Origin of the sequence: Parabacteroides sp. AM58-2XD (assembly GCF_003463685.1) — a bacterium.
In the GTDB taxonomy this organism is placed as follows: Bacteria; Bacteroidota; Bacteroidia; order Bacteroidales; family Tannerellaceae; genus Parabacteroides; species Parabacteroides segnis.
In genome coordinates, this window is the sequence record NZ_QSDP01000032.1 from 1 (window position 1) to 11,910 (window position 11,910).

Below are 11,910 nucleotides of genomic sequence, written 5' to 3' on the forward strand. Positions count from 1 at the left end.
TGCCAGTTATAAGACTAAATTTAACACAACCCCTTAATCCCCTCTCCAGAGGGGAAAGAGTTACTCCTTGTAACTAATTATATATATAAATTGAGAATCATCTCATATAACTCCTGCTTACCGCTGATCTGTTTCGGTTCTCCGTCGCGGAGAGCGATCGTACGCAGGTCTTCCAGGGTAAGTTTACCGTCTTCAAAGGCTTTACCGTCGCCACCATCGAAGCTGGCATAACGTTCGGCACGCATCTTGGTGTAATCAGACTGTTCTATAATAGCGGCTGCACACATCAGAGCACGGGCAAACGCATCCATACCACCGATATGAGCCAGGAAGATATCATCCAGGTCTGTCGAGTTACGACGGGTCTTTGCGTCGAAGTTTGTTCCTCCGGTTGTCAGACCGCCACCCTGAAGGATGACCAGCCATGCCTGAGTCAGTTCGTAGATATCCATCGGGAACTGGTCGGTATCCCAGCCATTCTGATAGTCGCCGCGGTTTGCATCGATACTGCACAACATGCCGGCATCCACAGCAGCCTGCAATTCGTGTTCGAATGTATGTCCGGCCAGCGTAGCGTGGTTCACCTCGATATTCAAAGCGAAATCTTTATCCAGGCCATAGTGGCGCAGGAAGCCGATAACCGTTTCCGAGTCTACGTCGTACTGATGTTTTGTCGGTTCCATCGGTTTCGGTTCGATCAGGAACGTGCCTTTGAAACCATTCTTGCGGCCATAGTCACGTGCCATGGTAAGCATCATAGCCAGATGGTCTTTTTCACGTTTCATATCTGTATTCAGCAAGGTCATATAACCTTCACGACCACCCCAGAATACATAGTTCTCGCCACCTAAGGCGATACAAGCGTCGATAGCATTCTTAATCTGTGTTCCGGCACAAGCCAGTGCAGGGAAGTAAGGATTGGTTGCAGCACCGTTCATATAACGTTTGTTACTGAATACGTTGGCGGTAGACCATAACAGTTTCTTTCCGGTTGCCTGTTGCAAGCCTTTGGCATGTTCCACCATTGTCTGCAAGTCTTTCTCAAACTGAACCAGTGTAGGAGCTTCGTCCACCACATCCACATCGTGGAAACAGTAATAAGGAATGCTACATTTAGTCATGAATTCGAAAGCTGCATCCATCTTATATTTGGCACGGCTGATCGGGTCGGAAGCTGCATTCCAGGGGAATGATTTTGTTCCTCCGCCAAACTGGTCACCGCCTTCGGCACATAATGTATGCCAGTAAGCCATCGCAAAACGAAGATGGTCTTTCAATGTTTTACCCATTACCACCTTGTTTTCATCATAATAATGAAATGCCATCGGATTCTTTGAATCGCGTCCTTCAAACTGAATCTTTCCTATTCCCGGGAAGAATTCTTTTTCACCTTTATAAAAGTCCATGAAATTAATTGTTTAATGATTTATATTACATTGGTATGTTATTCTCACACATCAGCTTGTCCAGCCGTTCTTTCCATATGCTGTAAGCTGCACAATATTTGTCCGCCTTCAGTCCGTCGGGTTCAATCACATCGATTTTCTTGAGGGAGGCAAATGCTTCTTCGGCCGACTGATAAATACCGGCACCGATACCGGCTCCCTTAGCAGCACCTACGGCACCGTTCGTATCGAACAGCTCGATCACCGTTCCGGTCACACCCGACAAAGTATCACGGAAGACCGGACTCAGGAACATATTGGCACTACCGGCACGGATTACATCTATATCGATTCCCATCTCGTTCATGATATCCATTCCGTATTTGAAAGAAAACACGATGCCCTCCTGAGCGGCACGGGCAATATGGGCTTTGCTATGAATATTAAAATTCAGCCCGTGTATCGAACAATCGATCTGCTTATTCTGCAACATACGTTCGGCTCCATTACCAAACGGCAGAATGGACAGTCCTTCCGATCCGACAGGGATACCGGCAGCCAGTTCGTTCAACTCCGGATAACCGATTCCTTCGGGCGCCACATTCTTCTTCACCCAGGAATTCAGAATGCCCACCCCGTTGATACAAAGTAATACGCCCAACCTTGTCTGATCCGCAGAATGATTTACATGGGCAAAGGTATTTACCCGCGACAAGGTATCGAAATTCACTTTTCCGTTTACACCGTACACCACACCGGAAGTACCACCAGTTGCAGCAATCTCACCCGGATTCAATACGTTCAGCGACAAAGCATTGTTTGGCTGGTCGCCGGCACGGTAAGTCACAGGTGTCCCTTTCTTCAACCCCAGTTCTGTTGCAACGGAACCGAGCAGTTCCCCCTGCAAACCGAATGTCGGACGTATCTCAGGTATCAGGTCGTTGCTGAATCCGAAATAGTTCATCAGGTCTTCAGAAACCTGTTCGTTCTTAAAGTCCCAGAAGATACCTTCCGACAAACCGGACACGGTCGTTACGATATCCCCTGTCATCCGCATGGCGATAAAGTCACCCGGCAGCATGAACTTATGAACGGAACGGAATAACTCCGGTTCAAACTCTTTTACCCAGGCAAGTTTGGATGCGGTAAAATTACCCGGCGAATTCAACAGGTGGGACAAGCATTGCTTCTCCCCTATATTTTTAAACGCACGGTCTCCATAAGGTACGGCACGGCTGTCGCACCAGATGATAGAAGGACGCAGCACCTCCATCTTCTTATCGACCAGCACAAGTCCGTGCATCTGGTAAGAGATACCGATCGCTTTGATATCGGTTCCCTGAATACCGGCTTTCGCAATCGCTCCTTTAATGGCTTCCTTCAGATACTTCCACCAATCATCCGGCTCCTGTTCCGCCCAACCGGGTTTTACAGCTTTAATAGGCGCTTCCTCTTTCGGATAGAAATCCGCCCCGATAGTTAATCCCGAATTGGCATCTACAATCGAGGCCTTCACAGAAGAACTACCTATGTCACAACCTAACAAATACATATATTCACTGATTAATTCTTATTAAATTTCGAATGCAACTTATTATACTTCACTTTGTCGAAACGATAATAACGGGCGGCACGGTGAGCAACTCCTGTTTCGATCTCGTCAGTCTGTACGATATATTCCAGCGACCCCATTTTCTTATGGAAGTTACGGACATCCATTTCCTTATTATATATGATCTCGTACGTACGACGCAGCTGATAGGCTGTAAATTTCAAAGGCAGGTAATCGAAAATGATGGATGGCTCCTTTTCAACCCATTCACGTATTTCCTCCACAGCGGCCTCGATGATTTCTTTATGGTCGAATGGCAAAGAAGGCAGTGCGTCGACAGAGAACCAGGCCAGTGAATTATATTTATTGGTCGGGTTCGACTTCCGTCCGATCTTACTCAATGCCAGATAAGCTACGGTTACGATCCGTTCGATCTTCAGCTTCATAGCGTTTTCCAGCCACTGCATATCATCTTTATTTTTCGTACGTGAAGGAGAGCCAAAACTGCGGAACTGTTTCAAAGGTACGCGTTTCAAACCTGTAGCTTCATTAAATACACGGTAAGCAGCCGTGTCCAGATCTTCGTTCTCAAAAATCAGGCTACCGGGTAGCTTATAATGTTTTTCGTCACTCTTGTCTATTTTCCGCTCTACGAGCAGTACGCATAATTTATCTTCGTTTACGCCCAGCAGCACGCAATCAACAGACACATGCGAGTAAAGCATCTTGTTATTTTCCATATGTGTTTCCATAATATTACGTTAAACAGTTGCAAATATAAACATTTATCCAATATACAAAACACACAGAATCATTTTTTCAATATTTATAACAGCTTATTTATCTGACAATTTACTATCTTACCTCATACAATAACATTTATCGCCCATAATGTAAACAAAACAATATTGTGATAAACCGTTGATCTTTCTCTTTTTAACATGCTTTATCTAAACTTTCTGAACTATTCTGTCCTCCAACTACTTTTATTAATACTTTTGCTGCAGATTATACTTGAAAATGGATATAAAACATATACAGTTCACATGCCGGATGTACTGGGCGAACATGAAAGGCATCCTGAATATATTCGCGGAAGGCCTCATTCTTCTGGCATCTATCGCTTCCTTATTCGTACTGATCTACCAGTTCGGGTTCCAGCAGACAAGCGAAACCATACATCATTTATATCTGAGCCGCATTTATATTTTACTGGCATTTTTTATCGGTATCACGCTCCGCTACATCGTCCGGTTCGGTGAGATCATACAGGAAAAGCTCTTATATCTGGATATCGGCATCTACTTTCTGCTGTTTGCCGTATTGTCGGCAAAGGTATTTTTCAGAGAGGTGATTCAGCAGTCACTGCCATACCTCGATTTCCTGTCGAAGCCGTTGTTTGTCTATACGCTGATGTTATTGCTCAGTATGATCCATCTGTCACGGCAGACTTTCACACTTATGCAAACACGTATCAACCGTCACTGCTGTTCCTGCTGAGTTTCATATTCGTAATCCTGATCGGAGCCGGATTGCTGATGCTGCCGAACGCAACAACCCGCCCGATCCATTTTGTCGATGCGCTGTTTACGGCAACGACTTCTGTCTGTGTAACGGGACTGACTACGGTTGACGTAGCGACTACTTTTACACATATCGGGCACGTTATCATTATGCTCCTGATACAAATCGGCGGAATCGGAGTAATGACTTTTACCAGTTTCTTTGCCCTTTCTTTCATGGGGCATTCTTCTTTCACCAGCAAACTGGTTCTGAAAGATATGCTGAACGAAGACCGTATCGGTGGGTTGTTCCGCGTTATCCTGAATATTCTGTTCGTTACTTTCTTTATCGAAGGGATCGGGGCCTACTTTATATATATGGATATCAGAGGCGTGTTGCCGGGAGCCACTACGCAGGATAACATCTTCTTTGCTATCTTTCATGCGGTTTCTGCCTTCTGTAATGCCGGTATTTCCACACTGAGCGGCAATATGTGTGATCCGATAGTGGCCCATAACTACAATCTGCACGTATGGATTTCCCTGTTAATCATCTTCGGAGGCCTGGGATTCCCGATCGTTTTCAATTATCTGAAACTGCTAAGGCATTTCATCGTTAACACTTTTATGATAGCTATCGGGCAACAGAAACATTATATCCACACACCCCGTATCATCAATATCCATACATATATAGTAGTAATAAGTACGCTGGTCCTGATCGTCGGAGGTATGTTCTTTTATTTCCTCTTTGAGATGAATAATACGTTGGCCGACCTGCCTCTGAAAGGGAAGCTGGCTGATTCGCTGCTCGGTGCCGTGACACCCCGAACGGCCGGTTTCACCGTGGCAAATATGGATGCGCTTCGTCCGGTAACGCTGATGCTGACCCTTATCCTGATGGTTATCGGGGCTGCTCCGATGTCGACCGGTGGCGGCTTAAAAGTAACGACCGTTTTTGTAGCTATTGCCACGGCATTGAATGTATCCCGTGAAAAGGAAAAGGTTGAAGTTCGCAAACGTGAGATATCTCCCGCCACTATCCGCCGGGCTTTCGCAACGATTGTCTTCTATTTCATCTTTGCCTCGCTGGCTGTCTGGATATTGTCTTATACGGAAGAAGGGACACCGGTGTTTACACTTACATTCGAAGTTGTTTCGGCTTTGAGTACGGTGGGATCGAGTCTGAACTTCACCCCTATGCTTTCCATGGCCGGAAAGTTGATTATCATCTGTACGATGTTAATCGGACGTATCGGGGTACTGACATTCATAGTCAGCTTTATGAGAGAGTACAAAAAGAGGGATTACACATATCCCCAGGAAAATATATTAATGTAATATGTAATGCCTTATGAAATTTCTGGTTATAGGATTAGGAAATCTGGGACGCGCTATCGCGGAAAATCTCACCCGTATCGGCGATGAAGTGATAGGTGTCGATCTGAACCTGCATAAAGTGGAGGCCGTAAAACAAACGATCTCCGGTTCTGTCAGCCTCGATACGACTGACAGGGATGCACTAAATACACTGCCGTTGAGCGAAATGGATGCCATCTTCGTTACTTACGGCAAGAATTTCGGAACATCGGTACAGACTGTCGCCTTATTGAAGAGCCTGGATGCAAGCAGGTTGATCGTCCGTTCGATCTCTCCCATTCATGAGACGGTGATCCGCTCGATCGGTGTATCGGAAATCATTCGTCCGGAACAGGATTATGCGGCAACCTATGCCTCCCAGAGTTTGCTGGGCGACCTGTTCCAGCGTTGGTATCAGGTAACGGAAACACATCATTTGTATAAAATAAAGACACCGGGAGCTTTAGTCGGACAGACGCTAAAGACGATCGACTTCCAAACGAACTTCGGCATCCGCCTGGTCGGAGTAGAACGAGCCAAAGAAGTACGAAACCTGATCGGATTGAAACAAACAGAATACTATGTGGTCGACCCACTGACCGATGATCTGGTGCTGGAAGCCAACGACAAGCTGATCCTCTTCGGAAAAATGGAGGTACTTCATAAGATCAAAGAATTGTGAGGAGAGAAAAACTATACTGAAGGCTTTTTCAAAGCATATATGTTTCGTCATTAGAAACTAAGTGTTTTTCCACAGTTTGCAGAGGTAGCGAAAACCAATTAACAATCAAATAGTTATTGATTTCTGTTTTTGGTTGTTGGTAGAGAAAGCGAGCATTATAGGGCATGTTTTGCTGCGACTTCCGTTACTTATCCGTTACCTTGCAAATACGGATATTTCAAGGGATATAAACAATTATTTTTCAATGCATTGCGTTACTTTTCATAACTTCAAAAAGCTCGATATTTATTAATTTTGTAACTAAAAGAAGTGAGTTTATGAGAAGTACATTTTCCGTGTTGTTTTACACCAAGAACCAATCATTGAAAGACGGTAAGGTGCCCATTATGGGACGTATAACCATCAACAAGACCACCGCCTGCTTCAGTTGCAAGCGGGAAGTTTCACTGGCATTATGGGATGCCAAGGCCAAGAGGGCGAAGGGAAAATCCGATGAGGCCAGACGGCTGAACCAGGAACTTGACAATATCAAGGCCCAGATCACAAGGCATTACCAGTATGTCTGTGACCATGACAGCCTGGTGACGGCTAAAAGTGTCTACAACCGCTATCTTGGTTTCGGAGACGATTATCACACCCTTATGGGACTGTTCAGGGAACAGCTTGCCTCCTACAAGGAAAAGATAGGCAAGGAAAAGGCGGCAAGCACCTATCGCGGGTTGGTGGCCGACTACAAGAATCTGCTGCTTTTCCTCAAAGAGAAGAGGCGCATCGAGGATATAGCCATCGCCGACCTTGACAAGAAGTTCATCGAGGACTATTATAACTGGATGCTCGGGACATGCGCCCTGGCGAACTCGACGGCTTTCTGCCGGGTCAACACCCTGAAATGGCTGATGTATACCGCCCAGGAAAGAGGCTGGATAAGGCTTCACCCGTTCATTGGTTTCAACTGCCTGCCCGAATACAGGCGGCGCTCTTTCCTCACCGAGGAGGACTTGCAAAGCATCATCCATGTCAAGTTGAAATACAAGCGCCAGCGGGCCATCCGTGACATGTTCCTGTTCATGTGTTTTACAGGTTTGGCGTATGCGGATCTGAAGGAGATCACGTACAAGAATATCCATACGGATTCCGATGGTGGTACATGGCTGATGGGTAACCGTATAAAAACGGGCGTGGCCTATGTGGTGAAGTTGCTTCCTATCGCCATCGAACTGGTCGAGAAGTACAGGGGGGACAATGAAAAGAAAAGTTCGCCTGACAAGGTGTTTCCCGTAGGCGAATACCAGGCCATGGTATCCAGCCTGAGGGTCCTGACCAGAATATGCGGCTGTTCGACCGGGATAACCCCGCACATCGGACGCCACACCTTTGCCGTTCTGGCCATTTTAAAGGGAATGCCGTTGGAAACCTTGCAGAAGGTATTGGGACACAAGTCCATTCTTTCCACCCAGATTTATGCCGAGCTGATCAATCCGAAAGTCGGGGAAGATACGGACAAGCTGTGCATGAAGATCGGTGACACATACCGGCTGGCCAACTAAGCTCCGAAACTTATATAAAAAACTCCTTCAGCCTCGAATCCGGCCGAAGGAGTTTTTTTGTTCAGAATACGCGCCGTTTGTTTATCTGGCATATCGCCTGAAGTCCTTGTAGTTTTTTTTCAGTACCTCGTACAGTCCGCTTTCCGGGTATAGCAGCTTGCCTCCTGCGGCGGTAATGGAAGTGTACGGGATTGCCTTCTCGTCCCTGAGTGCCTGAAGCGTCCTTCTGGATACATGCAGTTTCTCGCAGACTTCCTCTCCCGTTAGATAATGCTCGTCGGCTATGCCCGGACGGATTCGAGCTGTCGCGTTTTCCAGTGCCCTTCCACATCTCTTGATCCATCCGGTGAGTTCCTTGAACTCCTCCGAATCCCTGGTAATGATTTCCGCCATCTGTTACTTTCTGTTTTTGATTAGTCCTTCTTCCAGGATTTGCTGTATGTCCGTCTCACGGTAAAAATATTTTCCGCCGATATGTGAGCAGGGGACCAGTCCCCTGTCACGGTAAGCCTGGAGACACCTCTTCGAGATTCCCAATGCCAGGCATACCTCCTGCGCGTCCACCCATTTATCCGGGACAGGTGGAGCCATTTTCCGGGCGAGATCCTCCACTTGTACGGACAACGTGCTGAGCTGCCGCTTTAATTCCAGATAAGCGCTTGTTTCGATAATTGTCAGTTCCATATTTATTTTTTTAGTGATTTCGGGTGCAAGATAGTGAAGAAAGAGGGATGTTACTTTCCTGTGTCATGCATTGTCATGTATAGTCACTAATAGTCATATGCTTTTCTGGAAGCCCGTCGTGAAACACTATACCCTTTCCAATCCTTGACGGGAAGATTATCCGGACGATATTTCGTGATTTTTAGAATAATTCCTATATTTGGAACGAAAATATGAGTTTGGGAAAAGAAGGAGTATTTTTCCTTCTTTCTTGAGATATATAGACATAACGTTCGCAGAACGTCCTAAAAGTGGGATCTGGTAAATTTCAAAAGAATAAGGGACTTCTGTGTAAGGCTATGCTATGCATTGTCATAGCGTGGCTTGCACAGCCTTTATTCTTAGCTTTACCAGAGCTCCACTTTTAGGCTGGGCAAGGCCGCGCTTTTTTTGCTCCTGCCTGCGACATAAAAAAATCAGCTTATGGCAAAGATTCAGCTTATGGCCTTTCTCTCCCTTGACGGCTGCCTGTTGGAGCGGCAGTTCCTCTCCGCGTTGCAGGATTCCCGGGACAAATACGGTATTACCAGAATCAGGAAGAAGGCGGTACGGCACCTTGAGGAACCGGTATCTTTCGTCTCGCTCTCCCGATGGAAAGAGGAAGGGGACGGTATCGCTCTTGTCGAGGCCTGCCCTGATACACTTCCGCTTGTTGACAGCCTGCTCAGGTTCTGGATGGTGGACGAGATGGTGATCTATCTTATCCCGAGACTGCAGGGAGGTATCAGGCTGTTCGGAGACGCCCTTGCGCCTTCCGTTTGGAAATTGACTGGAAACAGACATTTCGATACGGGTGTCTGCCGTCTGGATTATTTACATACAGGATATTGAATGGCGATTGCGGTAGGATCTTCCTCATAGCGTACCCCAAGGCCCAGCCTGTTCATTCCCTTACGGACAATAACTCCTTGCCATCGGCAAGGAACTTTCCCGTGAGCGGGCCGTTGGCTTTTTCCGCTCCGTCACTTTGGGAAAGGAAATCCAACGTTCACTCAGTGGAAACTACCGTCGGTACGCATCAGGTGGTAACGTCCGAGACGCCTCGAATGACATATGGATTTCCCTTACAGTATCGGTCCTGTTACAGCTCCCGCTTGCTGTCGCCCTTGAATGTAAGCTCCACCTTGTAATTCTCGTCCATTCTGAGCGACGCCTCATAGGGTTTTCCCGCCTTGGTGGTGAATTTCAGGAAGGGGGTAGCTTCCCATGCCATCAGCCGTGTCATCTCTTCGTCTGTCATCTCCCGTCCGTTGAACATACGCGGAAGATGGAACGCGCAGTCGGGATCTTCGCATTTGGCCACCCTGTCGTAGAGTGTCACTTTGCCTGTCCCACATTTCGGGCAGGCGCACCTTGTCACACCCGGGTTCCCGACCTGCAGGGCGAGCAGTTCCGACACGATCTTCCGTGCATACTCATGGACACCCTTCATGAACTTTCCGGCACTGAGCCTTCCTTCCTCGATTTCACGCAGCGCCTCTTCCCAGGCTGCCGTCATAGCCGCATCGGCGATCAGCTTGTCTCCTACGATGCCGTATATCTCCAGCCCCTTCTTGGTCGGGATGAGACGGTTTCCGATACGCTCTACGTACCGTCGTGCCACCAGCAAGTCAATGATTCCTGCACGGGTGCCCGGTGTCCCGAGCCCGCACCTCTCCGTCATTTTCTTTTTGCTTTCACCGTCCGCCGTGCCGCCGGCGTTTTCCATGGCAGCCAGCAGTCCGGCTTCCGTGAATGGTGGCTGCGGCTTTGTACTGTCTTCCAGTATCTCTGTTTCCAATACCGCCAGCGTCTCTCCCCGATGGAACTGCAGCAGGGATTCGCCTTCTTCCGCCATGTCCGGTCCGTTGTAAATGTCCCGCCATCCCGGATACTTCACCCGTGAGGTTTCGGCCTCGAATACCATTCCGCCGTAATCGGCCCTGACACGTATGGCCTCCTTGACGCATCCTTCGGAAAATGCTTCCAGCATCCTTCCGGCGATCAGGGAATAGATGTTCTGCTCGTCCGGGGAGAGTCCTTCGGGCATCTCTCCCGTGATGAGAAGGGCATGGTGTCCTGCTACGCTGTCCCCGTCCACCGCATGAGGGTTCAGTCCTTTCCCGAGCAGCCTTTCCACGTGCCTTCCGAAGCGGGGATGCCCTTTAAGGGAGGCGACGAGCGTGGGTGCCTGCTTGAATATGTCTTCCGGAATGTGGCGGCATCCGGTTCTCGGATATGAGACGCACCCTCTTTCGTAGAGCCTTTGGACGACGGCGAGTGTCTGTCCGGCTGTCATGCCCAGGCGTGTATTGGCTTCCCGCTGCAGGCCGGTCAGGTCATGTGGCAGAGGCGGCTCCTCCATGATCTCTTTCTTTTCCACGGCAAGGACCGTACAGCGGCCTTTACCCTTCAGGCTGGCCCGGGCTTTTTCCGCATCCTCTTTCCTTTCATACCGGAGGGGACACGTGAAAAGCACTTTCTGCCCGTCCTTGCAGACACCGGTCTGCAGATGGAAACAGCTCACGGGCACAAAATCCCTGTTTTCAAGATAACGGCGGCAGACCAATGCCAGCGTGGGAGTCTGTACCCGTCCGAGCGAGTGGTTGCCCATGCCGGCAGCTATCCCCAGGGCGATGCTTGCGTTCACGCCCAGTATCCAGTCCGCTTCCCTGCGTGCCCTCGCCGCCAGGGCGAGGTTGTCGAAGTCACCGTCCTCTCTCAGATTTTTGAAACCGTCCAGGATGGCCTTTTCCGTCAGGGAGGATATCCACAGGCGCAGGGCCGGTTTACGGTAACCGAGATAGTCCAGAAGATCCCGGCTGACCAGTTCTCCTCCACGCCCCGCATCTGTGGCTATGACAAGCCCGTCGGCGTTTTCAAGCAACCTACGGAGCACTTCCAGTTGCCGGGTGGCTACCGGGTCGGTGACATACCCCTCCTCCGTCCTGACTTGTCTGACAACGAGGCGGAACGGGACCGGAATGAGGGGAAGCGCCTGCCGTTCCACACGGGCGGGTCCGTAAGCGGACGGCGGTGCCTGTGCCAGCAGGTGGCCGTAAGTTCATGTGACGGCATACCCGTTGCCGTAAAGATATCCTTCCGCCTTTTCACGGGCGCCCAGTACGGAGGCGATGCTCCTTGCCATGGCTGGTTTGTCTGTAAGTACGATTCTCATAAT

12 protein-coding genes are annotated in these 11,910 nt (G+C 48.6%); 5 read left to right on the top strand and 7 right to left on the bottom strand.

All coding sequences use genetic code 11. The features are described 5' to 3' along the window. Positions 1-77: 77 nt before the first annotated feature. The 3 genes from xylA to DXA15_RS09760 are packed head-to-tail and all read right to left on the bottom strand — an operon-like array spanning position 78 to position 3,689. Positions 78-1,406: a xylose isomerase gene (gene xylA, locus DXA15_RS09750; RefSeq protein WP_010803714.1), complete on the bottom strand. Its 1,329-nt coding sequence runs from the start codon at positions 1,404-1,406 to the stop codon at positions 78-80. Positions 1,407-1,431: 25 nt separating this feature from the next. Next, on the bottom strand, positions 1,432-2,937 hold the full coding sequence (locus tag DXA15_RS09755; protein WP_128133909.1) for a xylulokinase: 1,506 nt from the start codon (positions 2,935-2,937) through the stop codon (positions 1,432-1,434). 11 nt (positions 2,938-2,948) lie between these two features. Further along, positions 2,949-3,689 (bottom strand): NUDIX domain-containing protein, encoded by a 741-nt coding sequence (locus DXA15_RS09760; protein WP_128133910.1) that lies wholly within the window; start codon positions 3,687-3,689, stop codon positions 2,949-2,951. 268 nt (positions 3,690-3,957) lie between these two features. Here DXA15_RS09760 and DXA15_RS26230 point away from each other — a divergent pair, with 268 nt between their 5' ends. The 4 genes from DXA15_RS26230 to DXA15_RS09775 all read left to right on the top strand — a co-directional run bounded on the left by DXA15_RS26230 (position 3,958) and on the right by DXA15_RS09775 (position 8,027). Beyond that, entirely contained in the window at positions 3,958-4,437 is a 480-nt protein-coding gene (locus tag DXA15_RS26230; RefSeq protein WP_233567085.1) for a hypothetical protein, read from the top strand. Between the two features lie 38 nt (positions 4,438-4,475). Continuing rightward, entirely contained in the window at positions 4,476-5,780 is a 1,305-nt protein-coding gene (locus tag DXA15_RS09765; RefSeq protein WP_233567087.1) for a potassium transporter TrkG, read from the top strand. A 13-nt stretch (positions 5,781-5,793) separates the two neighbouring features. Next, complete coding sequence (locus DXA15_RS09770; RefSeq protein WP_007653146.1) at positions 5,794-6,480, top strand: TrkA family potassium uptake protein; 687 nt, start codon at positions 5,794-5,796, stop codon at positions 6,478-6,480. Between the two features lie 317 nt (positions 6,481-6,797). Then, the gene (locus DXA15_RS09775) at positions 6,798-8,027 is read left to right on the top strand and encodes a site-specific integrase (protein WP_121963109.1); all 1,230 of its coding nucleotides are present in this window, start codon (positions 6,798-6,800) and stop codon (positions 8,025-8,027) included. 81 nt (positions 8,028-8,108) lie between these two features. Here the strand turns inward: DXA15_RS09775 and DXA15_RS09780 are convergent, their stop codons facing one another. Both DXA15_RS09780 and DXA15_RS25490 read right to left on the bottom strand, forming a co-directional pair. Beyond that, positions 8,109-8,420, bottom strand: a complete 312-nt coding sequence (locus DXA15_RS09780) for a helix-turn-helix domain-containing protein (RefSeq protein ID WP_121963110.1) — start codon at positions 8,418-8,420, stop codon at positions 8,109-8,111. Positions 8,421-8,423: 3 nt separating this feature from the next. After that, complete coding sequence (locus DXA15_RS25490) at positions 8,424-8,591, bottom strand: helix-turn-helix domain-containing protein (RefSeq protein WP_048928529.1); 168 nt, start codon at positions 8,589-8,591, stop codon at positions 8,424-8,426. Between the two features lie 582 nt (positions 8,592-9,173). Here DXA15_RS25490 and DXA15_RS09790 point away from each other — a divergent pair. Beyond that, positions 9,174-9,581 (top strand): deaminase, encoded by a 408-nt coding sequence (locus tag DXA15_RS09790; protein WP_121963112.1) that lies wholly within the window; start codon positions 9,174-9,176, stop codon positions 9,579-9,581. A gap of 250 nt (positions 9,582-9,831) precedes the next feature. On the opposite strand, the gene DXA15_RS09795 is transcribed toward DXA15_RS09790, so the two are convergent. Both DXA15_RS09795 and DXA15_RS09800 read right to left on the bottom strand, forming a co-directional pair. Next, positions 9,832-11,739, bottom strand: a complete 1,908-nt coding sequence (locus tag DXA15_RS09795) for a DNA topoisomerase (protein ID WP_121963113.1) — start codon at positions 11,737-11,739, stop codon at positions 9,832-9,834. A gap of 54 nt (positions 11,740-11,793) precedes the next feature. Further along, a complete protein-coding gene (locus DXA15_RS09800) occupies positions 11,794-11,907 on the bottom strand; it encodes a DNA topoisomerase III (RefSeq protein ID WP_121963114.1) in 114 nt (37 codons plus the stop codon). Between the last annotated feature and the right edge of the window lie 3 nt (positions 11,908-11,910).